18 protein-coding genes are annotated in these 21,907 nt (G+C 46.7%); 14 read left to right on the top strand and 4 right to left on the bottom strand.

Annotated elements, in window-relative coordinates; genetic code table 11:
- Positions 1 to 99: 99 nt before the first annotated feature.
- The 10 genes from sufB to lpxC all read left to right on the top strand — a co-directional run bounded on the left by sufB (position 100) and on the right by lpxC (position 11,573).
- Entirely contained in the window at positions 100 to 1,602 is a 1,503-nt protein-coding gene (sufB, locus tag HRR27_RS09675; RefSeq protein ID WP_173273247.1) for a Fe-S cluster assembly protein SufB, read from the top strand.
- 91 nt (positions 1,603 to 1,693) lie between these two features.
- Positions 1,694 to 2,458, top strand: coding sequence for a Fe-S cluster assembly ATPase SufC (sufC, locus tag HRR27_RS09670; RefSeq protein ID WP_173273246.1), 765 nt, complete (start codon positions 1,694 to 1,696; stop codon positions 2,456 to 2,458).
- An 18-nt stretch (positions 2,459 to 2,476) separates the two neighbouring features.
- Positions 2,477 to 3,805 (top strand): Fe-S cluster assembly protein SufD, encoded by a 1,329-nt coding sequence (gene sufD, locus HRR27_RS09665; RefSeq protein ID WP_173273245.1) that lies wholly within the window; start codon positions 2,477 to 2,479, stop codon positions 3,803 to 3,805.
- Positions 3,806 to 3,829: 24 nt separating this feature from the next.
- Positions 3,830 to 5,050 (top strand): aminotransferase class V-fold PLP-dependent enzyme, encoded by a 1,221-nt coding sequence (locus HRR27_RS09660; protein ID WP_173273244.1) that lies wholly within the window; start codon positions 3,830 to 3,832, stop codon positions 5,048 to 5,050.
- 171 nt (positions 5,051 to 5,221) lie between these two features.
- A complete protein-coding gene (locus tag HRR27_RS09655) occupies positions 5,222 to 5,572 on the top strand; it encodes a hypothetical protein (protein WP_173273243.1) in 351 nt (116 codons plus the stop codon).
- Between the two features lie 175 nt (positions 5,573 to 5,747).
- Positions 5,748 to 7,145, top strand: coding sequence for a UDP-N-acetylmuramate--L-alanine ligase (gene murC / locus HRR27_RS09650; RefSeq protein WP_173273242.1), 1,398 nt, complete (start codon positions 5,748 to 5,750; stop codon positions 7,143 to 7,145).
- A 28-nt stretch (positions 7,146 to 7,173) separates the two neighbouring features.
- Complete coding sequence (locus HRR27_RS09645) at positions 7,174 to 8,091, top strand: D-alanine--D-alanine ligase (protein WP_279585863.1); 918 nt, start codon at positions 7,174 to 7,176, stop codon at positions 8,089 to 8,091.
- 14 nt (positions 8,092 to 8,105) lie between these two features.
- Positions 8,106 to 8,882 carry a cell division protein FtsQ/DivIB gene (locus HRR27_RS09640; protein ID WP_173273239.1) on the top strand — a complete coding sequence of 259 codons (777 nt, stop codon included), beginning with the start codon at positions 8,106 to 8,108 and terminating at the stop codon, positions 8,880 to 8,882.
- Between the two features lie 87 nt (positions 8,883 to 8,969).
- On the top strand, positions 8,970 to 10,256 hold the full coding sequence (gene ftsA, locus HRR27_RS09635) for a cell division protein FtsA (RefSeq protein ID WP_173273236.1): 1,287 nt from the start codon (positions 8,970 to 8,972) through the stop codon (positions 10,254 to 10,256).
- A gap of 399 nt (positions 10,257 to 10,655) precedes the next feature.
- Entirely contained in the window at positions 10,656 to 11,573 is a 918-nt protein-coding gene (gene lpxC, locus HRR27_RS09630; protein WP_173274304.1) for a UDP-3-O-acyl-N-acetylglucosamine deacetylase, read from the top strand.
- Between the two features lie 73 nt (positions 11,574 to 11,646).
- Here the strand turns inward: lpxC and HRR27_RS09625 are convergent, their stop codons facing one another.
- On the bottom strand, positions 11,647 to 12,078 hold the full coding sequence (locus HRR27_RS09625; RefSeq protein ID WP_173273233.1) for a DciA family protein: 432 nt from the start codon (positions 12,076 to 12,078) through the stop codon (positions 11,647 to 11,649).
- Positions 12,079 to 12,332: 254 nt separating this feature from the next.
- Between HRR27_RS09625 and secA the strand changes: the two genes are divergently transcribed.
- Positions 12,333 to 15,068, top strand: a complete 2,736-nt coding sequence (secA, locus tag HRR27_RS09620; protein ID WP_173273229.1) for a preprotein translocase subunit SecA — start codon at positions 12,333 to 12,335, stop codon at positions 15,066 to 15,068.
- A 124-nt stretch (positions 15,069 to 15,192) separates the two neighbouring features.
- On the top strand, positions 15,193 to 16,422 hold the full coding sequence (gene argJ / locus HRR27_RS09615) for a bifunctional glutamate N-acetyltransferase/amino-acid acetyltransferase ArgJ (RefSeq protein ID WP_173273227.1): 1,230 nt from the start codon (positions 15,193 to 15,195) through the stop codon (positions 16,420 to 16,422).
- A 69-nt stretch (positions 16,423 to 16,491) separates the two neighbouring features.
- Here the strand turns inward: argJ and hisC are convergent, their stop codons facing one another.
- Positions 16,492 to 17,568, bottom strand: coding sequence for a histidinol-phosphate transaminase (hisC, locus tag HRR27_RS09610; protein WP_173273224.1), 1,077 nt, complete (start codon positions 17,566 to 17,568; stop codon positions 16,492 to 16,494).
- Between the two features lie 99 nt (positions 17,569 to 17,667).
- Here hisC and HRR27_RS09605 point away from each other — a divergent pair, with 99 nt between their 5' ends.
- Together HRR27_RS09605 and rlmC are read left to right on the top strand one after the other, a co-directional pair.
- On the top strand, positions 17,668 to 18,621 hold the full coding sequence (locus HRR27_RS09605; RefSeq protein WP_173273221.1) for a Nudix family hydrolase: 954 nt from the start codon (positions 17,668 to 17,670) through the stop codon (positions 18,619 to 18,621).
- Positions 18,618 to 19,760 (top strand): 23S rRNA (uracil(747)-C(5))-methyltransferase RlmC, encoded by a 1,143-nt coding sequence (gene rlmC / locus HRR27_RS09600; protein ID WP_173273216.1) that lies wholly within the window; start codon positions 18,618 to 18,620, stop codon positions 19,758 to 19,760. The genes HRR27_RS09605 and rlmC overlap by 4 nt, the downstream gene beginning before the upstream one ends.
- 99 nt (positions 19,761 to 19,859) lie before the next feature.
- Here the strand turns inward: rlmC and HRR27_RS09595 are convergent, their stop codons facing one another.
- Together HRR27_RS09595 and HRR27_RS09590 are read right to left on the bottom strand one after the other, a co-directional pair.
- Positions 19,860 to 20,642, bottom strand: coding sequence for an SDR family NAD(P)-dependent oxidoreductase (locus HRR27_RS09595; RefSeq protein WP_173273213.1), 783 nt, complete (start codon positions 20,640 to 20,642; stop codon positions 19,860 to 19,862).
- A gap of 103 nt (positions 20,643 to 20,745) precedes the next feature.
- Positions 20,746 to 21,861 (bottom strand): pyridoxal-phosphate-dependent aminotransferase family protein, encoded by a 1,116-nt coding sequence (locus HRR27_RS09590; protein ID WP_173273210.1) that lies wholly within the window; start codon positions 21,859 to 21,861, stop codon positions 20,746 to 20,748.
- Between the last annotated feature and the right edge of the window lie 46 nt (positions 21,862 to 21,907).

Here is a 21,907-nt window from a genome sequence, read left to right as displayed (position 1 = left end):
TGAGATACCCTTTAATACTGGCAAATCCGCTGGTGAAATAGACTTTAGGTGAATAACCTACTAAAATGCTCCGAAATTAAAATATTAGGCGTTATTGATATGGCTCAGACTGATCAAATGGTCGACTTAACCCCACAGGTTGAGACCGAATATGAAGAAATTAACCAAATTCTGAAAAAGAAGTTTACTTATCGTGAAGGGTTTGAGACCAAAACGAAGGTAGAGACTTTTGCCAATGGTTTGAACGAAGATGTGGTTCGCGCGATTTCGGCTAAGAAAAACGAGCCGCAATGGATGTTGGATTTTCGCTTAAAAGCTTTTCGCCATTGGTTGACCATGCCAGAACCTCACTGGGCGAAATCAAAATACACGCCGATTGATTATCAAGATTATTCTTACTATTCAGCCCCTGAATGCGGAGCTTGTGGCGACGCTTGTTCCAGTGACGGCGGCGAGCCAGAGATTGATCCAGAAGTGGCCAAAGCATTTGCTGAGCTGGGTGTGCCGATTACCGGTGATGACTCGAATGTCGCTGTTGATGCGATTTTTGATTCGATTTCCGTTTCGACAACGAAGCGCGAAGAGTTGGAAAAATACGGTATCATTTTCTGTTCTTTCTCGGAAGCGGTGCAAGATTATCCTGAGTTAGTTCAGAAATACATCGGCACGGTGGTGCCGTATCACGATAACTTCTTCGCTGCGTTGAACTCGGCGGTCGCCTCAGACGGGACCTTTGTGTATATCCCTGAAGGGGTGCGATGCCCGATTGATTTATCCACGTATTTCCGTATCAACGAAGCGAAAACCGGGCAATTTGAGCGAACCATCCTAGTCGCGGAAAAAGGCGCTTACGTTTCTTATCTGGAGGGGTGTTCTGCACCGGTGCGTGACACCTATCAGTTACACGCTGCGGTGGTCGAAGTTATTGTGCATGAAGATGCAGAGGTGAAATATTCCACTGTGCAGAACTGGTATCCGGGTGACGATGACTGCGAAGGCGGTATTTTGAACTTTGTTACTAAGCGCGGTATTTGTGAAGGCGCAAATTCGAAGCTCTCTTGGACCCAGGCTGAAACCGGTTCGGCAATTACTTGGAAATACCCAAGCTGCATTTTGAAAGGTGATAATTCGATTGGCGAGTTTTATTCGGTCGCTTTAACCAACCGCCGTCAGCAAGCGGATACCGGCACCAAGATGATTCATATTGGCAAAAATACCCGCAGCACCATTATCTCTAAAGGCTTGTCTGCTGGGCGCAGTGATAATACCTATCGCGGTCAGGTGAAAATTTTGCCAAGCGCACAGGGCGCACGTAACTTCACGCAGTGCGATTCGATGTTGATTGGCGACCAATGTGGCGCGCACACTTTTCCGTATATCGAAGTGGAAAACCCAACCGCACAGGTTGAGCATGAAGCAACAACTTCGCGCATTGGCGAAGATCAGTTGTTTTATTGCAAGCAACGCGGTATCTCCGAACAGGATGCGATTTCGATGATTGTGAATGGTTTCTGTAAAGAGGTGTTTTCCGAATTGCCGCTGGAGTTTGCGCAAGAGGCGGAAGAGCTCTTGGCGATCAGTCTGGAAGGGTCGGTCGGTTAAGCTGCCACAACAATTGAAATTAACAATACTATTTTCAGACTGCCAAGTGCCCTAAGGCATTGGCCGTGAATAAAGTCAAAGGTTTTAAGAAATGTTATTAGATGTTAAGAATTTACAAGCCGAAGTGGAAGAGACCAACAAGCAGATTTTGAAAGGGTTGAATCTACAGGTTAACCCTGGTGAAGTGCACGCCATTATGGGACCAAACGGTGCGGGTAAAAGTACTTTGGCCAGCGTGTTAGCCGGCCGTGAAGACTACGCTGTCACCGAAGGCTCAGTGCAGTTTGATGGCGAAGACTTGCTGGATATGGATCCAGAAGTACGTGCGCGCAAAGGTTTGTTTTTAGCGTTTCAATATCCGGTCGAAATACCTGGGGTTTCAAATAAATTGTTTATGCAGACAGCGGTGAACGCGATGCGCGCTGAGCGCGGTTTGCCGGAACTGGATATGTTTGACTTTGATGAATATGCCAAAGCAAAAATTGATTTATTAGAGATGCGTGCTGATTTACTTGAGCGTTCGGTGAATGTTGGCTTTTCCGGCGGCGAGAAAAAACGTAACGATATTTTCCAAATGGCGCTGCTTGAACCGAAACTGTGCATTATGGATGAGACCGATTCCGGTTTGGATATCGATGCCTTACGTCTAGTGGCTAACGGGGTGAACACCTTAAAAACCGCTGAGCGTTCATTTATTATCGTGACCCATTACCAGCGCTTGTTGGACTACATCAAACCGGATCATGTTCATGTGTTGTATAACGGCAGAATCGTGAAGTCTGGCGGCTTTGAATTGGCGTTGGAACTCGAAGAGAACGGTTACGATGAGATCATCAAGCAGCACCAAGACGCATAATTGAGAGGGAATAAGCAAATGGCGAAGAAACTCTCTCCAGTCGCGCAACAAGCGCGTGATTTTTATCTGCAACAAGCGAGTCGGGTAAGCGAAACTGAAAACGGCGTTTTAAAAGCAGTACGTGAGCAGGCGCAGCAAGCGTTTGCAGGACAAGCTTTTCCAACCGCCAAAGACGAGGATTGGCAGTACACTAAGTTGACTGGGTTTATCCAGCATCATTTTAGTGCGGTGGCCGCTTCTGAGAACGTCGCCGATAAAATTGCCGCTTATATGCCGAGTTTTCCAGTAATTAAGCTGGTCTTTGTAGATGGTCGTTTTAGCGAGTCGCTGTCTGACGATTTAAGCGAGTTGCCCAAGGGCGTCAGCTTAGAGTCTTTTGCGGACTCTCTGAGTATGAACAGTGAGCTTGAACGTGTATTCGCAAATCAAGCCCGTGTTTTGACAGAGCCATTTGGTAGCTTAAATACCATGTTGATGCGAGACGGTTTTGCGTTGCAAGTCAACGCGAATACGGCTTTAGAATTGCCGCTGTTTATTTTGCATTTACAGAGCAAGCCAGACAGTTTGTGTACGATACGCAACGCTATTAGCGTGGGCGAGAATGCCGAAGTGACGCTGGTTGAGCATTATGTTTCGGTCTATGGCGATGGTGCTGCTTGCAATAATATCGTGACGGAAATCGACATTGCGAAGCAGGCGCGCGTTAAGCAAATTATTGTGCAGCAGCAGCATGATGACAGTTTCTACTTCAATAATCAGTTTGTTACTCAGGCCGACAACAGTCACTTTGATACGTTCTTTGCATCGATTGGTGGCATGCTTTCACGTCAACAAAATCATCTGTACATGGATGGTCAGCATATTGAAAATACGCAAAACAGTGCTTGTGTTGCGCGTAAGTCGCAAACCGTTGATTCACGTACGTATACCGAACATAACGATGAACACGGTTTTAGTCGCCAGTTACATAAGTTTGTTTTAGACGATAGTGCGGTGGGTGTCTTTAACGGCATGATTCGGGTTGATCAGCAAGCGCAAAAAACCGATGGGCAGATGGATAATAAAAACCTGATTCTTTCGAATAAAGCGAAAATGGATGCGAAGCCACAGCTTGAAATCTATGCCGATGATGTGCTTTGTTCGCACGGTTCTGCGACCGGCCAAATTGATGATAATCAGATTTTTTATCTGCAAGCACGCGGCATCAGTAAAGCTGCGGCAATGCAGATGATTACTAAGGCGTTTTTGTTAGAGCCGGTGGAAGAAATTGGCAATCCACAAATTCGTCAATGGGTGACGGCGCAGTTGGAAATCGCTTTAGCGAAAACGCATCTTGAGTCCGCTTAAGCTCACAGGGTAAAGAGTAACTAGATGAAACAAAAATTTGCACAAATTCGCGCGCAGTTCCCAATCCTGCAACAGACTGAAAACGGTCATTCGTTGGTTTATCTGGATAATGGTGCCACATCGCAAAAACCGGAACGCGTCATTAAAGCGATTGACGATTATTACCGTTGGCAAAATGCCAATGTGCATCGTGGTGTTTATGGTCTGAGTGAGCGCGCAACGGAACTGTATGAAGGGGCGCGTGAAGTTTCACGTACTTTCTTAAATGCGAAATCTACCCGTGAAATTGTCTTTGTGCGCGGTGTGACTGAGGCGATTAATTTAGTGGCTCAATCTTGGGCGCGCAGCAATTTGCAGGCTGGCGATGAAATTATTATCACCGAAATGGAGCACCACTCGAACATTGTGCCTTGGCAGTTATTACGTGATCAGATTGGTATTCGATTATCGGTGTTGCGCATCAATCAACGTGGTGAAGTCTGTATGAATGCCTTAAAGGGCATGGTGTCGGAAAAAACCAAGTTGATTGCCACCACGCAAATGTCGAATGCATTAGGCAGCATTAATCCGGTCAAAGAGATGGCGGCAATTGCGCATTCGGTTGGCGCGAAGATATTGGTTGATGGCGCGCAAGCGACACCGCATATGACGGTGGATGTGCAGGATATCGACTGCGATTTTTATGCGCTTTCTGGCCATAAAATGTACGGCCCGACTGGCATTGGTGTGCTCTATGCCAAAGAGGCTTTGTTGGAGGCGATGCCGCCTTACCAGGGGGGGGGCGATATGATTTATTCGGTGACCTTTGATAAGACTGAATACAATGTCCTGCCTTATAAATTTGAAGCAGGTACACCGCATATTGAAGGGGCGATTGGTTTGGCAGAGGCGATGCGTTTTTTAAATGACATCGGTTTGTCGGACGTTGCGGCTTATGAAGCTGAATTGCTGGCTTATGCGACTGAGCGACTCAAGCAGATTGAGGGTTTGCGGATTATTGGTGAGGCGGAGCATAAAGGTGGCGTCCTGTCGTTTATTATTGATGGCGTCCATCCGCATGATATGGCGACGTTGATGGATCAAGATGGGATTGCTGTCCGCGCGAGTCATCATTGCGCCATGCCTGTGATGCAGCATTTTAATGTCCCTGCAACGGTGCGCGCCTCGTTTGGTGTCTATAACAGTTTTGACGATATTGACCGTTTGGTCACATCGATCGAAGAAGCTAAAGAGATGTTGCTGTAAGGCTGTCTTTTCTTGTAAAGCGCATTAAGCCCCGAGCCAATAGGTTGCGGGGCTTTTTGTTTTATGGGTTCCAAAAAATTGATTTTGCTCGCTTTTAAGAGGGTTTCATCCAAAGGGATTTAGCTTGGCTGTTAAGATAGCGGGTAATTTAATGATGATGGCGAGCTGATTATGTCTGATAAATCGAGTGATTCAACCAAATCGCCACTGCAGTGGATTCAGTTGGAATTGATTCCCTTACCGCATCTCAGTGATGAGCCGCGTCTATTGTTGTGGTGGAATCCTGAAAACCGAGAGCTACGAGGTGACGGCACGGAAAAAATTATGGCGATGGTGGATTTAGCTCTCGCTGACGGTAAGGTTGAAAATGCGGGTTCAGTGTATGAAATTACTGACCCGCTCGGAGTGCCATCGCAGTTGGCGGTGATTTTAGCGAAGGTATATTGGGTTGTGCCAGAGCCGGTGCGAGCGCCGCACGAGACGCCATCTGATGACGATGCACCTAAGCCCCGTTTGCAATAGTCGCCTTTTTTCGCTTTAAGGCGCTCTGCACAAGTCCAAATGGCCTCAAAGCCCGACACGATGCTCTCTTAGTGAGACTTTTGGTGCGAATTTAGGCCCGCTTTTGTTCTTTAAGCCATGTATCATATGCGTAATTTCATCCATTGTTAATTTTCTCGGGAATGTCTTTTCGCACATGAAAGATCAGGTAAAACAGATTCATTTTGTCGGCATCGGCGGTGTCGGCATGGCGGGTATCGCCGAAGTTTGTCTTAATTTAGGGTATTGCGTTAGTGGTTCGGATATCCGGCAGAACCCATCGGTAGAACATCTCAGTGCCTTAGGCGCACAAATTCAAATCGGGCACGCAGCCAAGCACGTTAAAAATTCTGATGTGGTGGTGATTTCGACCGCAATCGGCAAGGGCAATCCAGAGGTGGAGTGGGCTCGTGAAATGCGTATTCCCGTTATTCCTCGCGCTGAAATGTTGGCTGAATTAATGCGGATGCGTTTTGGGATTGCCATTGCCGGTACGCACGGTAAAACCACTACGACCAGTTTAACCGCGGCGATTTTAACCCAAGCCGGTTTAGATCCAACCTATGTGATTGGCGGTAAACTCAATCAAGTCGGCAGCAATGCGCGTTTAGGCACCAGTAATTATTTGGTGGCCGAAGCCGATGAGTCTGATGCCTCCTTTTTACATCTTATGCCTATGCTTTCGGTAATCACCAATGTCGATGAAGATCACATGGAGACTTATCACGGTGATTATCTACAGCTGGAAAATACCTTTGTTGAGTTTATTCACCGCCTGCCATTTTACGGCAAGGTGATCGTCTGTTTTGAAGATGACAATATTCGTAAATTGCTGCCGAAGATCAGCCGGAAATTCATCAGCTATGGGTTTTGTGAAGAAGCGGATGTGCGCGCTTTGAATGTGCGTTCGCAAGGCACACAGATGTTTTTTGATGTGTTGCTCCCTGGGCAGCAGGCGTTGTTGCCAGTCTGTTTGAATATCCCTGGTAAACATAATGTGTTGAATGCATTGGCAGCGATTAGTGTTGCTTTGGAGTTAGGGGCTTCCACCGAGGCGATGCAACAAGCGTTACTAGAATTTGCCGGTGTTGGGCGTCGTTTTGAGGTTTATCCGCAGCGTTGGATTGGCGGTAAATCGGTCATTTTGGTCGATGATTATGGGCATCATCCGACCGAGTTAAAAGCGACTTTAGACACCGCGGCCAACGCCTTTGTGCAGCAGCGTAAAGTGCTGGTTTTTCAGCCGCATCGTTACAGTCGTACGCGTGATTTGTTTGATGATTTTGTGCAAGCCTTACTTATGGCCGATTTGGTTATTTTGACCGAAGTCTATGCAGCCGGTGAAACCCCATTGGCGAACTTTGATTCCAAGTCCTTGTTGCAAGCTTTCCGGATGCGTGGTGGTCACGGATTTTATGCCGAAAGCTTGAATGAGTTAGAACAATTGTGCAGCGATATTCTTGCGAATGATGATTTGCTATTGGTGATGGGGGCTGGAGATATAGGCCAAGTAGCTAAAAAATGGTCGCAGTCAGCAGTCGATAGCGCGCATTGAACGGATAATAAGAAGAAAGGAATAAGTCGTGGGTTTTCAATTGACGGAACAGAGTCGAGTTGCGGTTTTGATGGGCGGCAAGGCGGCCGAACGCGAAGTGTCATTGCGCAGCGGCGCAGCGGTAACGGCCGCTTTGCAAGCGCAGGGGATTGCGGCGGACGCTATTGACGTGAGCAGTTTGCATCAGCTGGCAGAGATTGCAGAAGCGTATGATGTAGCATTTATCGCATTGCATGGTCGTTGGGGTGAGGATGGAACAGTACAGGCCATTTTGCATGATTTGCAAATGCCGTTTACTGGCAGTCGAATGCAAGCGTCGGCGATTGCGATGGATAAACTACGAACCAAGTGGATGTGGTTAGGTGCCGGTTTGCCAACTCCGAATTTTGTTTGGGTGAATGCGCAAAACCCATTGGATTTAACGAATTTTACGTTGGATTTTCCAGTTATCGTCAAGCCGATTCACGAAGGCTCCAGTATTGGTATGCAGAAAGTGGATCACCGCGAGCAGTTAGCGGCGGCAGTACAGACCGCGCAACAATATGATGACGAAGTGTTGATTGAGCAGTGGATTACCGGACGAGAATATACTGCGGCTGTGTTGAATGGCGAGGCTTTGCCGTTGATTGAGTTACGCACCAGCCATAGTTTTTATGATTTCTCGGCGAAGTATCAGTCCAATGACACGCAATATCTCTGCCCAACGGACTTGTCCGCTGAGCAGGAGCAGCAGTTGCAGCAGTTGATATTACGTGCGTTTTCGGTGGTCGGTGCGCAAACTTGGGGGCGGGTGGATTTGATGTTGGATGAGCAAAACCGACCTTGGCTGATTGAGTTGAACTCGGTACCGGGAATGACCGATCACTCTTTAGTGCCGATGGCGGCCAAGCAAGCAGGAATCAGCTTTGAGCAGTTGGTTAAGCAGATACTATTAACCGCGAGTTAAAAAAGAGAGGGCTTATGCAAAATAAGACCGCCGAACTTCTTGCTGCGGAGCCAGCATCCGAAGAGTCTGCTTCAGAACCTTCGAAATTGCCGAAAGTGGCGTTTTGGTTGCTGACTTTTGGGTTGGTGGTGTTGATGCTGGCGTGGGTTTTATTGCCGAATAAGCCAGCGGATAATTGGTTTTCTAAAAGCGTTACCGAATACAGCATTGTGTCTAGCGCGGGTTTAAATGAAGTTTCCCCCGAAGATGTCGATGCGATTCTGCAAGATTATATGGGGGCTTCTTTTTGGGATGTACCGATTGAGGTGATTCAGGGGCGACTGAATCAACTGGATTGGGTGGTTACCTCCGAAGTGACTCGAGTTTGGCCGAACCAGTTAAAAATCCATATCTTTGAGCAGCAGCCATTGGCACGCTGGGGCGAGGCTGGTTTGATTAATCAAGAAGGTCGTGTGTTTTTTCCGCGCAGTTTAAGCGGTTATGAAAACTATATGGTGTTGGATGGTGAGTTAAAAAACAGTCGCGCCATCTTGCAGCGCTTTCAAGAAATAGCGCCCTTGTTTCAAGAACAGGGTTTTATGGTGATTGGTTTGAGTCAAAAAAACGGCGATATTTGGCGCATCGAATTGGCCAATCAACAACAACTTATTCTTAAAGAAGTCGATTGGGAAGCCAAATTACAGCAGTTTTTTCAGGCTTATCCGCAGCTAACTGAGGCTGTTAGAAAGTCGGCACAAACCTTTGATTTAAGATATAGTAATGGTTTTGTTATTGCCCAAAAAGGCGATTAAGCAATAGCGTCAAAGGTCGGTTTTTGTGTTTTCAAAAATACGGCAATCAATTTTACACTCTAGCTAAGGTAGGACGGAGTCACACGGATGGCGAGTAATCAATCGGGTACAAAAACCATTGTCGGTTTGGATATTGGCACCTCAAAAATCAAAGCGGTTGTTGGCGAGATTACCGGTAATGTAATTAATGTGCGCGGATACAAATCGGTGCGCACTAAAGGATTGCGTAACGGAGTGGTGATTCATATCGAAGGGACCAAAAAGTCGATTGAAACCGCCTTGCATGAGGCTTTGGAAGTGGCTGGTTATCGTGTTGATATCGTTGATACTGCTTATATTGGCATTACTGGCGGTCATATAAAAAGCATTAATTCACATGGGGTTATCACCATTGATGATGAAGTGACCGATGAGGACATTCGACGGGTTAACGAGCAAGCTCATACTGGCAAATACTCTGAGTCTGAAGAGCGTATGCTGCACGTGTTACCTAAAGAGTTTACTCTGGATATGCAGGAAGGAATTGTCGAGCCAGTTGGTATGGTGGGCAAGCGCTTGGAGGTAAAAACCCACATTATTACCGCCAGCGAAAGCGCGGTGCGAAACATTGAAAAATGCGTGCAATCCGCTGGGCTAAAAAATGCGACTCCGGTTTTGGCGCAATACGCAGCCAGTGAAGCGGTGTTGAGCGATGACGAAAAAGCTTTAGGGGTTTGTGTGGTCGATATTGGCGGCGGCACGACCGACATCACCGTCTATCGGAATGGTTCGATGCAATATACCTCGGTGCTGCCGATTGCCGGTAACTACGTCACCAACGATATTGCGATTGCTTTTAATACACCGACCGATTCGGCAGAAGAGATTAAAGTACGTTACGGCTGTGCAATGCCAAGTCTTATCAAAGAAAATTTTGAATTTGATGTGCAGCGTGTCGGTGAACGCGAACCGTTTAAATTGAATCAACGTCTGCTTTCAGAAGTGATTCGCCCACGTATGGAAGAAATATTTGAAAGTGTCGAGCAACGTTTACGTCGCGACGGTTTTTCGAAAGAGATGTTTGGTGCAGGGATTGTCATAACTGGCGGTTCTTCAATGATGTTTGGCAGTAATCCGCTCGCGGAAGAAATTTTTGATATGCCGGTGCGAATAGGCTCGCCAAAAAATGACATGTTTGTTGGCGGGATTTTGAACGAAGTGAGTAATGCGGAGTACTCTTCGGCACTTGGATTATTGCAGTACGCATCGCAAAATTTCGACTACCACAATCCAAACCACATTTACCCAGTGGCTGTATCGGATAGCCCAGGGTTTTTAGACAGCATTTTCGATTCGATGCGTTCGTTAAAAGAGTGGTTTAAGAAAAGTTTCTAAAATAGACCGGCCATTTTGATTGAATGCTGCTCGGTAAATCTTACTTGCTAACCACACAAACCGTCCAATGGATTTCAAGCACGGCAAATAGTACGAGGCGTGTCATACATGGTCAGGAGCAATTTCGAGGCACTCAGTACTTACCGCAAGCTTTCTTTCTTGGTGATGTCGAACGTTTGTCTGAAAGGGAATTTGCTCAGGCTGTATCGAACTTGTGGTAATATCTGCATTTAATTTTGCACACATAAGCGATAGCGAATAGCGCTCTGTTTGAACGCTAACGGGGTTTCAGTCGAGAAATTGACGAAATTCTTCGGTAATAAAAAACAATGTGCAGTTATTTTGAATGCCATTATTGTCGGTATTTTGTATCGGCTAAAAACGAAAACGAGTTTTACCTTGAATCAAAGAACCATTGTAAATTCTATAAAGGCGCGCGGTATCGGATTGCATACCGGGCATGAGTCGATTATGACGTTGCGTCCAGCAGCAGAAAATACCGGCATTGTTTTTCGCCGTATCGATTTGGAACCCAACATCGAATTTAAAGTGTCGCCACACATTGTTGGCGAAACCACTTTGTGTACTACGATTATCAATCAAGATAATGATGATCTGCAGAAAATCGCCACTATAGAGCATTTGATGTCGGCTTTGGCGGGCGTCGGGATTGATAATCTGTATATCGATATTACCTCTGATGAAGTGCCGATTATGGATGGCAGTTCTTCGCATTTTGTGTTTTTGTTGCAGTCTGCTGGGATTAAGCGTCAGCAGGCGCCAAAACAGTTTGTGCGTATTACCAAGCCGGTTAGAGTTGAAAATACGCAAGGTGGTTGGGCGGAGTTTGTTCCTTACGATGGATATCGTTTGAATTTCGCTATTTCGTTTTCACATCCGGCCTTTGACAATACCGCAGAAAGCATGACATTAGACTTCTCCTCGACAGCCTACTTTAAAGAAGTCTCACGCGCGCGTACCTTTGGTTTTATGAAGGACATTGATTTGCTGCGCGCGAATAATTTGGGTTTGGGTGCCAGTCTTAAAAACGCCATTGGATTGGATGATGATGGCGTCTTAAATGCTGAAGGTTTGCGGGATAAAGACGAATTTGTACGCCATAAAATCCTTGATGCAGTAGGGGATTTATATATGCTGGGTCATCCGGTAATTGGTGAGTTCAACGCCTTTAAATCGGGACACGCTTTAAACAATCAACTGATTCGCGCTTTAATCGCGCATGAAGATGCGTTTGAATTGGTGACTTACGAAGATGCGAAACCGCCAGTCAGCTATGCCAGTACGATGGTTGTTTAATTAAGTTCCACTAGATGTTTCACCCGATTGAATGGCCCGCTAAAGCGGGCTTTTTATTTGGTTTCGTTGGCTTTTAGCGCGGCTTCTGCGCTCTTTGGCTTAATTTAATTAAGGCGTCGCGTAACTCTTTAGATTCGACGTTTTGACTGAGCTGTTGCATGGCCAGTGCGTCGCTTTGACTTGGGTGGCTTTGCATGACTTTTTTAGGTTTGGGGCGCTCCTCATTCGGTAAGACCGCTACCTTAACGCTACGCAGTTGCAGATGCGGAAAGTGCTGTTGGAATGTCCCTAAAATTGTCGGTTCGTAAAAGCGCATCCGTGTTGCCCATGCTGGCGAGTCAATCTGCAACAGCAGCTCCTGGCCCTCAAAGCCAACCCCTAAAAGATGCGCTTGCATTTCATAGGGCAAGTGATCGCGTCCGGTATCAAGTAAAGCTTGATAAACTTGCGCGCTTTCCAATAAGTTTTTTAAATTGCCGCGTGCTTGATTTAATAGTGGTTTCACTCTGTGCTCAACTTCTATTGTGCTAGAATATTCGCTCATTTTACCGTATAAAATCAGTAAATTAGATGGGCAAAATAATTTTATAACAATTAAGGAGACACTGAACAAGTCTCTATAATTTGCGGTTTGCATTGAAAATCCGTATATCGTCCTTAAAAAGCGATGGTATTTGCCCTGTTTTGCCCGAACTTAACCGTTCGAAATTTGACACCCTAATTGTTAACCCTCATTAAAAAACCGGAATGAATTAATCCATGGCGTTCAATATCTTCAAGAAAATCTTCGGTAGCCGCAACGATCGTCTGCTTAAACAGTATCGTAAAGAAGTGCAAACTATTAATGTGCTGGAAGCCGATTTTGAGTCCCTCAGTGATGCTCAGTTGCAAGCGAAAACCGAAGAGTTTAAAGCGGCTTTAGCGGCCGGTAAAACCTTGGATGATATTCTTCCGCAAGCTTTTGCGGTGGTGCGTGAAGCTGGAAAACGTGTATTTGGAATGCGTCATTATGACGTACAGATGATTGGTGGCATGGCTTTGCACCAAGGTAAAATTGCCGAGATGCGTACCGGTGAAGGTAAAACCTTAGTGGCGACTTTGCCAACCTATCTTAACGCCTTGGAAGGTAAGGGCGTGCACGTGATTACCGTCAACGATTATCTCGCTAAGCGTGATGCTGAATGGATGGGACAGCTGTACGGTTTTTTAGGATTAAGCACCGGCGTTATTCTTTCTGGACAAAGTCAGCAAGAAAAGCAAATTGCCTATTCGATGGACATTACCTACGGTACGAATAACGAATTTGGCTTTGATTATCTGCGCGATAATATGGCAATTTTTGCTGAAGAGCGCGTGATGCGTGCGCAACATTTTGCGGTGGTTGACGAGGTTGATTCGATTCTGATTGATGAAGCGCGTACCCCATTAATTATTTCCGGTCCGGCAGAAGATAAGGCCGAACTGTATCAGAAAATTAATCCGTTAATCAGTCAGTTGGAAGAGGGTGAAGAGGATCCAGAAACCAAAGAGCAGAGCGGCGATTATATTGTGGACGCAAAATCGCGTCAGATTTTTCTGACCGATGACGGCCATGCGAAAGTTGAAGCGTTGTTGATTGAGGTAGGGCTGCTTGAGGCCGAAGATTCACTTTATGATGCGACCAACATCGGTTTAATGATTCATATTAATGCCGCTTTGCGCGCTCATATTCTGTTTGAAAAAGACAAAGATTATATTGTTGAAGATGGCCAAGTGGTGATTATCGATGAATTTACTGGCCGTAAAATGCAAGGACGTCGTTGGTCGGAAGGTCTGCACCAAGCCGTTGAAGCAAAAGAAGGCGTAAAAATTCAGCAAGAGAGTCAGACCTTTGCGTCGATTACGTTCCAAAACTATTTCCGTCAGTACAACAAATTAGCGGGGATGACAGGGACTGCCGATACTGAAGCCGGTGAATTTCTTTCTACCTACGGTTTGGAAGTGGTAGTCATTCCGCCGAATAAAACGCCACAGCGTCAAGATTTAACGGATTTAGTGTTCTTGGATATGGAGGGCAAGTTTGCCGCTATTGTTGAAGATATTCGTGCAACCAATGTAACTGGCCAACCGATTTTAGTCGGAACCGCGTCGATTGAAATGTCAGAACTTTTGTCGCGCTTACTCCACAAAGAAAAAATCAAACACAGTGTATTGAACGCCAAACACCACGAACAAGAAGCCAATATTATTGCCGATGCTGGTCGGCTGGGCGCCATTACCATCGCCACCAATATGGCGGGACGTGGAACGGATATTGTTTTAGGCGGCAATTTGGAGTTGGAAATTGAACAGTTGGGCGAGGCCACAGCTGAGCAGATTGCGGAAGTAAAAGCCGCATGGAAAGTGCGTCATGATCAGGTTTTAGCCTTAGGTGGTTTAAAAGTTATTGCTTCTGAGCGCCATGAATCACGTCGTATTGATAACCAGTTGCGCGGTCGTTCTGGTCGTCAAGGGGATGTCGGTGTGACTCGTTTCTATCTATCTTTAGATGATGATTTGATGCGCCGCTTTGCTTCTGACAAGGTCAAGGGCATGATGAAACGTCTTGGTATGACATCGCATGAAGCGATTGAGCACACTATGGTCACCAAGTCGATTGAACGTGCACAAAAACAAGTTGAACGTTTACATCAAGATGAACGCGCTAATTTGCTTAAGTTTGACGATATTGCGAACGAACAACGTAAAGTGGTCTATACCCAGCGTAATGAGTTGATGTCGGCCGATGCGGCTGAAGTGACCGATGTGGTCGATGGTTTGCGTGAGCAAGTGGTCGAACAGCTGGTGGGCATTTATGTTCCGGCCGGTTCTTTGCATGAGCAGTGGGATATTCCGAACTTGGAAAATGCCTTGCATGAGGAATTAGGTGTGCGTCTGCCTTTAGCGCAGTGGTTGGAAGAAGATAAAAATCTGTACGAAGAAACGCTGATTGAAAAAGTGGTTGCTGAATTAAAAGAGATTTATTTGACTAAAATGTCGGTGGTGGATGAGAAAACTCGTCACCATTTTGAAAAAGAAGTGCTGTTACGTACCATAGATAAACAATGGCGTGTGCATCTTTCCGAAATGGATTATCTGCGTCGAGGGATTCACCTGCGCGGATACGCACAAAAAGACCCGTTCCAAGAGTATCGCCGTGAGTCGAGCGAATTATTTAAAGCGTTCTTGAATGAAGTGACGAGCGAGACGGTGAAAATTCTGTCACTTGTGCAAATTGGTGGTCAGCAAGATGTTGCGGATTATGAAGATCAACCTCATCAACCGCAAACATTGCAAGCCAATCATCCTGCAGCGGCGAGTATTTCGGACGCGATTAACGGTAGTGCGGAAGCGTCTGCCGTGGATGTTCAAGATGAAAGCACTTATCGCCGTGATGAACCAAAGGTTGGGCGTAATGATCCTTGTCCTTGTGGCTCGGGCAAAAAATATAAACAGTGTTGCGGCAAATTAAGCTAAGATAACTGTCAAATTTAGACCGAAGCCCATCGCTGAGACGACTCTCACGATGGGTTTTTTCGTTAAGCACGCTGTTTTTGCTTTGGCCGCTAGAGTGCCAGAGCCAAGTTGCAAAGGAGAAAAAATGAGCACTGCAACCGAAACCGAAACCGAAACCGAAACCCTGCATCCGATTAGTGGTATCTATTTGGGCACCACCGCCGCAAAAATCAGAAAGAATGGTAAACCAGATTTGGTTATTATCGAACTGGCTGAAGGCACTCGCACCGCGGCAACCTTTACGACCAACCAATTTTGTGCTGCACCGGTCACTTTGGCCAAAGCGCATTTGGCGACACAAGCGCCGCGTGCGCTCTTAATTAATGCTGGTAACGCCAATGCCGGTACGGGTGAGCAAGGCATGTTGGATGCGCAGCAAACCTGTGCTTTAGTGGCGCAAGAGCTCGGGTGTTCGCCGCAACAGATTCTGCCGTTTTCAACGGGGGTAATTGGCCAAAATTTGCCGATGGAAAAATTCGCAGCGGGTGTTCCGGATGCGTGCGCGAATAGTGCGATTGATGGTTGGTTTGCGGCATCGCGTGCGATTATGACGACCGATATCGTGCCGAAAACTTACAGCAAAGTGGTGGATGTTGACGGTGCGCAAGTGACCTTAACGGGTATGTCTAAAGGCTCGGGAATGATTCACCCAAATATGGCAACCATGCTTGGTTTTGCTGCCACCGATGCTAAAATCAGCCAAGAGTGTTTGCAACAAGCGTTGACTGATGCGGTCACCAAATCGTTCAACCGTATCACGGTTGACGGCGATACCTCCACTAACGATGCTTGTACTTTGAGTGCGACGGGACAGGCGGATATGCCAGAGATTACTGAGGTTAGTTCAGTCGCTTACCAGCAGTTTGCAGCAGCAGTCTTAGAAATGATGACTGATTTGGCGCAAAAAATTGTACGCGATGGGGAAGGGGCGACGAAGTTTATTGCGGTGATTGTGGAGCAAGCGCATACCACCGAAGAGGCTTTGAAAGTGGCGCATGCGGTGGCGCTGTCACCGTTGGTTAAAACCGCTTTATTTGCGTCGGATCCAAACTGGGGACGTATCCTTGCGGCGGTTGGCCGTGCCGGTGTAGAGAATTTAGACATTAATGCTTTGGAAATTTATTTGGGTGAGTACTGTATTGTCGCCAATGGTGGCCGTGCAGCCAGCTATACCGAAGAGCAAGGACAAGAGGTTATGCAGCAAACCGATATTGATATTCGTATTGTCTTAAAACGCGGTACGGTGGATGAAACGGTTTGGACGTGCGATTTTTCTTATGACTATGTGAAGATTAACGCCGAGTATCGTTCATAATCGTGACGTGAATTGGTTCTCATAAAAAAGCCGAGCTTGATTTTCCAGCTCGGCTTTTTTTGTGGTCTTTTATGCCGCAGAGGTTGTGTTTGCGGTTAATGTTTTCAGGGCATTAATCAGCGCTTGGTTTTCCGCATCGGTCCCAATGGTAATGCGTAGGTATTGGTCTATTCGTGGTTTATTGAAGTAGCGCACAATAATTTTACGTTCGCGCAGAGCTAAAGCGAGTTCTTCTGCTGATTTTTGCGGATGGGTGGCGAACACAAAGTTGGCTGCTGACGGAATGACCTTGAAGCCCATGTCAGTCATCGCTGCGGTCAAGGTTTCACGCGTGTTGATAATCTTTTGACAAGCGTCTTGGAAATATTCTTCATCGGCAAATGAGGCTGTTGCGCCATACAGCGCTAAACGGTCAATTGGGTAAGAGTTAAAGCTGTTTTTAACGCGTTCTAAGGCATCAATCAAGTGTGCTTGCCCGACCGCAAAACCAACGCGCATTCCGGCTAAGGAGCGCGATTTTGAAAGCGTTTGGCTGACCAATAAGTTGGGGTACTCATTGACCAAACAGATGGCGCTTTCGCCGCCAAAATCAATGTAGGCTTCATCAACCAAGACGACGCGGTTTGGGTGCATTTCCAAAAGCTGTTTAATCGCCGATAGCGGCAACAGACGACCGGTTGGTGCATTTGGGTTTGGGAAAATAATACCGCCACATTTCTGCTGATAATCTTCCACTTCTATCGCAAACTCAGCATTAAGCGGCACGTTATTGTATTCGATGCCGTAAAGACCGCAGTAAACAGGATAAAAGCTGTAAGTGATGTCCGGAAATAGCAATGGAGCATCTTGTTTTAGCAGCGCTTGAAATGCGTGTGCCAGTACTTCGTCCGAGCCGTTGCCGACAAAAACTTGTGTGCTGTTCAAGCCGTGATAGTTCGCAATTGCTTGTTTGAGCAGATCCGAGTTCGGATCAGGATAGAGGCGCAACTTCTCATTGTTCTGTTCAGCAATCGCCTGTAAAACCTGTGGCGACGGTGGATAAGGATTCTCATTGGTATTCAATTTAATAAGATTATCCACTTTTGGCTGTTCGCCTGGTACATAAGGGGTCAAGCTGTGGACTAATCGGCTCCAATATTGGCTCATAACACGCGTATCCTGTCGCTAACATACTAAAAAGGAAGATATTTTATCGTAAAAGTTTGCCTTACAATAGCGAGCAATCATAGGAATAAGGAAGGAAAGATGAATCAAGTCTTATCGCCACAGCTGGCGATTGCAGTCGGAGTGTTGCGCTGCCAAGATGAAATCTGTCTGAGTCTGCGCCAAAAGCACCAAAGTCACGCCAATCACTGGGAGTTTCCTGGTGGTAAAGTCGAAGCGGGTGAAAGCATTCAAGCGGCGCTAGAACGCGAATTTATTGAAGAGCTGGGGGTGCAAACTCGCAACTGGCAACCGCTGATTGAGATTCCTTGGGTGTATCCAGATGTCACTGTGCGTTTGCACGTTTATCAGACAGAAGAGTTTGACGGCACGCCGCACGGAAAAGAGGGGCAGTTGGTGCGTTGGTTCAACAAAAACGCCTTGCGCGAATTGACCTTTCCAGAAGCGAATCGCGGCATTCTGAGTGCGTTGGAATTAGGTGATTGCTATGCAATCAGTGGTAAATTTGTCGATGCGACAGATTTTAGTCATAAAGTAAGGTCGCTTCTTAGCCAAGGGATTAAGCTGATTCAACTGCGTGCCAAAGACTTGCAGGCTATCGACGTCGTCAAACTGGCGCAGGATAATCTAGGTGCAGTGCATCAAGCTGGAGCGAAATTGATGCTAAATGGCACGCCGGAGATGCTGGCGCAATCAATGGCAGATGGTATCCAGTTGGCTTCGAGTCAGTTATTTGAATATAACCGCCGGCCGATTGGCACAGACAAACTCCTTGGTGCTTCTGTCCATAATTCTGCAGAAATCGCGCAAGCGTTAAAGATTGGTGCGGACTTTATTTTGCTATCGCCGGTGTTGCCAACAGCAACGCATCCCGATATGGATGCCCTAGGATGGGAAGCATTTGCTGAAATGGTCAGAGAAACTCCAGTGCCTGTTTATGCGCTCGGCGGAATGCAGAAAGCACTGCTTGATCAGGCGAAAAAACATGGTGCGCAAGGCATTGCGGCCATTTCTGAGTTTTGGAGCCCACAATGAACGGATGTGAGTATTTTAATCAAGGCTTATGTCGTTCTTGCACGAATTTGCCGGTACCCTATGCGCAGCAATTAATCGAAAAACAGCAAGCCTGTGCGGCGCAATTGCCAATGGTTGGCTCTCAACAGTGGTTGCCAATTATGCCGAGCGCCCCTTTTGGCTTTCGTAATAAAGCCAAGATGGTGGTCGGTGGTACTTGGCAAAATCCGCAGTTGGGGATTGTCGATTATGCTGGGGTTGCGCAAGATTTGAGCGCTTGTCCGCTTTATCCGCAAGCGATGGCGCAAGCGTTCACTCCGATTAAAGATTGGATTACTGCGTGCTGTTTAGCGCCTTATCAAATTGTGGCGCGCAGTGGCGAATTGAAATACGTTTTACTGACTTACAGCGAACGCGAACAGGGATTGATGGTGCGTTTTGTGGTGCGCTCTAAAGAGGCGATTGCTCGGATGCGTCAGGGATTGGCGCAACTTTTGAGTGCTTGTCCGGCGATTCAAGTGGTTTCTGTTAATATTCAGCCAGTACCGATGGCAATTGTTGAGGGGCCGGAGGAGATTATCCTCACTGCGCAGCAAAGTTTAACCATGTGGTTGAATGATTTACCGTTGCATTTAAAGCCGCAAAGTTTTTTTCAGACGAATGACGCTGTTGCAGCCGAATTGTATCGACAGGCTCAAGCTTGGTTGATGCAAACGCAACCGGAAAAGCTTTGGGATTTGTTTTGTGGTGTTGGTGGCTTTGCTCTGCATGCTGCCCAATGCGTTTCGAAGCCGATCATCGGCATTGAAATTTCTTCACAAGCGATTGCCAGCGCGCAACAATCTGCAGCGGAATTGGGATTGGAAAGTGTGACGTTTCGCGCACTCAGTGCCGATGAGTTTGCGTGTGCTGAAAAAGCCGCAGTGGAAATGCCGGACACGGTTATCGTTAATCCGCCACGTCGAGGCATTGGTGCAGAACTGTGTGCTTTTCTAGAAAACAGTCCAAGTGTGCAGACGCTGATTTATTCCAGCTGTAATCCGCAGACCTTAGCCAAGGATTTGGCGATGCTTACCAGCTTTCGGGTTCAACAAGCACGTGTGTTTGATATGTTTGCTCATACTCACCACGCCGAAGTCATGGTGCTGTTAAGCCGTTAAGTGACCCATAAGCCTGCTTGCAAAACAGCCGTTTTGCTTTGATTTTTGTCGTTTACACGCTGGCCATGGATTTTACGCTTTGAATAGATTGGTGCTCGTCTAGTCGATTTCCTGATGTAAATGATAAGGCGTGCGTTGTGCTGTTGGCATCATATCCACTTTTTGGATGTTTACATGGGCAGGCGCATTAAGCACATAGACAATCATTTCGGCAATGTCTTCGGCCAAAAGCGGTTGAAAGCCTTGGTAGACTTTATCCGCTTTCAGCTTATCGCCATGAAATCTTACTTCGGAAAACTCCGTGTTGGCGGCGCCAGGCGCAAGCGTACAGACGCGAATGCCGGTGCCCGTTAAATCAATATTCATTGCTTGGCCTAAAGTGTGAACGGCGGCTTTGGTGGCGCAGTACACATTGCCGTTTGGGTAAGTGGTATTACCAGCCATAGAGCCAATATTAATCACATGCCCTTGGTTGCGTTGTTTCATCTGCGGTAGGATGGTGCGGCTAACGTACAGCAAACCTTTTAGATTGGTGTCAATCATTTGCTCCCAATCGTCTAAGTCGCCATCGACAATAGAGCTTAATCCTGAAGCGAGCCCTGCATTATTAATCAGAATATCTATCGGTGTTTTTGCCATAATTGCTTCCAACTCCGTCTTTACCCCATCATACTTTTTAATGTCTAAAGCAAGTGTGCGCAGATGTAATTTGGGATGCAGATTGCTCAAGGTCTGTTGTAATTCTTGTAATCGTTCAGAACGGCGTCCCAACAGAATTAGGTTGACATTCATCTGTGCTAAAGCGTGTGCAGTGGCTTTACCAAAACCGGAGGTGGCGCCGGTAATCAAAGCGGTTTTATTTGCGATGCGATTGGTTGTCATAGTCTTCTTGGTGTTTTGATAAGTCGTTAAAGCAAAAAAGCGCAGGATTTATCTGCGCCTTTCGGAGTGGGGTGGCCTAGAATAATTTGGCTGAGCAAGGGGCTTATTTGCCTAAGACGGCTTTTAGCGCGGCAACGCAAAAGAGTACTTTTTCTTTTTTACAGGATTCGCCCATTAAGCCGATACGCCAAACTTTACCGGCAAAGTCGCCAAGTCCCGCACCAATTTCTAAGTTGTATTCGTTTAAAAGGGTGCTACGAATTTGCGCGTCGTCAACGCCTTCTGGAATCCAAACTGAGTTTAGCTGCGGTAAACGCTCGGCTTCATTTACGACAAAATTAATGCCGATTTCTTCTAAGCCGATTTTTAATTCTTGGTGTAGATTGGCGTGACGCTGCCAAGCATTTTCCAGCCCTTCGTTCTTTAGCATCACCAGCGATTCGTGTAGCGCATATAGCGTGTTCACCGGAGCGGTGTGGTGATAAGCACGTTTTGCTCCGCTACCCCAATAGCCCATCACGAGGTTAAGATCTAAAAACCAGCTTGGTACTTTGCTGCTGCGGTTGCGGACTTTATCCAGCGCTTTTTCAGAGAAAGAAACAGGGGAAATGCCGGGTACGCAGGAGAGGCATTTTTGCGTGCCTGAATAGATGGCATCAATCCCCCAGTCATCAACACGTAACTCAACGCCACCAAGAGAGGTTACTGCGTCAACAATACTGATGCAGTTGTGTTTACGGGCAATTTCACACAGCGTTTTTGCATCGGAGCAAGCTCCGGTGGAGGTTTCTGCGTGCACAAAGGCAACAATTTTCGCATCAGGATGCGCGCAACAAGCGGCTTCGACTTTGGCTGGCGTTACCGCGGTGCCCCAGTCATCGGCAACCACAATCGCCTCGCCGCCAAAGCGTTCGATGTTTTCTTTCATGCGCATACCGAACACCCCGTTGATACAGACGATAACTTTGTCACCGGGTTCGACTAAATTAACGAAACAGGTTTCCATACCGGCTGAGCCAGGCGCGGAAACAGGCATAGTTAGCTCATTTTTTGTTTGGAAAGCGTATTTTAGCAGTGCTTTTACTTCGTCCATCATGCCGATAAAAGCGGGGTCAAGGTGACCAATGGTTGGGCGAGCCATGGCTTGCAAAACACGAGGATGGATATCTGATGGACCAGGCCCCATAAGTGTTCTTATAGGTGGATTGAATGACTGCATAGATTATCCTCTATAGAAAAATGATTGCGCCCAATTATAATGGCTA

Source organism: Thiosulfatimonas sediminis, assembly GCF_011398355.1.
Lineage (GTDB): Bacteria > Pseudomonadota > Gammaproteobacteria > Thiomicrospirales > Thiomicrospiraceae > Thiomicrorhabdus > Thiomicrorhabdus sediminis_A.
The sequence above is the reverse complement of the archived record's forward strand: the minus strand, read 5'-3'. Positions and strand labels throughout refer to the sequence as shown.

Bases quoted from the DNA above. Each gene is read 5' to 3' on its own strand.
- sufC (WP_173273246.1), top strand. From the start codon at position 1,694: ATGTTATTAGATGTTAAGAATTTACAAGCCGAAGTGGAAGAGACCAAC.
- HRR27_RS09595 (WP_173273213.1), bottom strand. From the start codon at position 20,642: ATGACAACCAATCGCATCGCAAATAAAACCGCTTTGATTACCGGCGCC.
- rlmC (WP_173273216.1), top strand. From the start codon at position 18,618: ATGAACGGATGTGAGTATTTTAATCAAGGCTTATGTCGTTCTTGCACG.
- HRR27_RS09660 (WP_173273244.1), top strand. From the start codon at position 3,830: ATGAAACAAAAATTTGCACAAATTCGCGCGCAGTTCCCAATCCTGCAA.
- HRR27_RS09605 (WP_173273221.1), top strand. From the start codon at position 17,668: ATGAATCAAGTCTTATCGCCACAGCTGGCGATTGCAGTCGGAGTGTTG.
- argJ (WP_173273227.1), top strand. From the start codon at position 15,193: ATGAGCACTGCAACCGAAACCGAAACCGAAACCGAAACCCTGCATCCG.
- sufD (WP_173273245.1), top strand. From the start codon at position 2,477: ATGGCGAAGAAACTCTCTCCAGTCGCGCAACAAGCGCGTGATTTTTAT.
- secA (WP_173273229.1), top strand. From the start codon at position 12,333: ATGGCGTTCAATATCTTCAAGAAAATCTTCGGTAGCCGCAACGATCGT.
- hisC (WP_173273224.1), bottom strand. From the start codon at position 17,568: ATGAGCCAATATTGGAGCCGATTAGTCCACAGCTTGACCCCTTATGTA.
- sufB (WP_173273247.1), top strand. From the start codon at position 100: ATGGCTCAGACTGATCAAATGGTCGACTTAACCCCACAGGTTGAGACC.
- HRR27_RS09655 (WP_173273243.1), top strand. From the start codon at position 5,222: ATGTCTGATAAATCGAGTGATTCAACCAAATCGCCACTGCAGTGGATT.
- ftsA (WP_173273236.1), top strand. From the start codon at position 8,970: ATGGCGAGTAATCAATCGGGTACAAAAACCATTGTCGGTTTGGATATT.
- murC (WP_173273242.1), top strand. From the start codon at position 5,748: ATGAAAGATCAGGTAAAACAGATTCATTTTGTCGGCATCGGCGGTGTC.
- HRR27_RS09640 (WP_173273239.1), top strand. From the start codon at position 8,106: ATGCAAAATAAGACCGCCGAACTTCTTGCTGCGGAGCCAGCATCCGAA.
- HRR27_RS09590 (WP_173273210.1), bottom strand. From the start codon at position 21,861: ATGCAGTCATTCAATCCACCTATAAGAACACTTATGGGGCCTGGTCCA.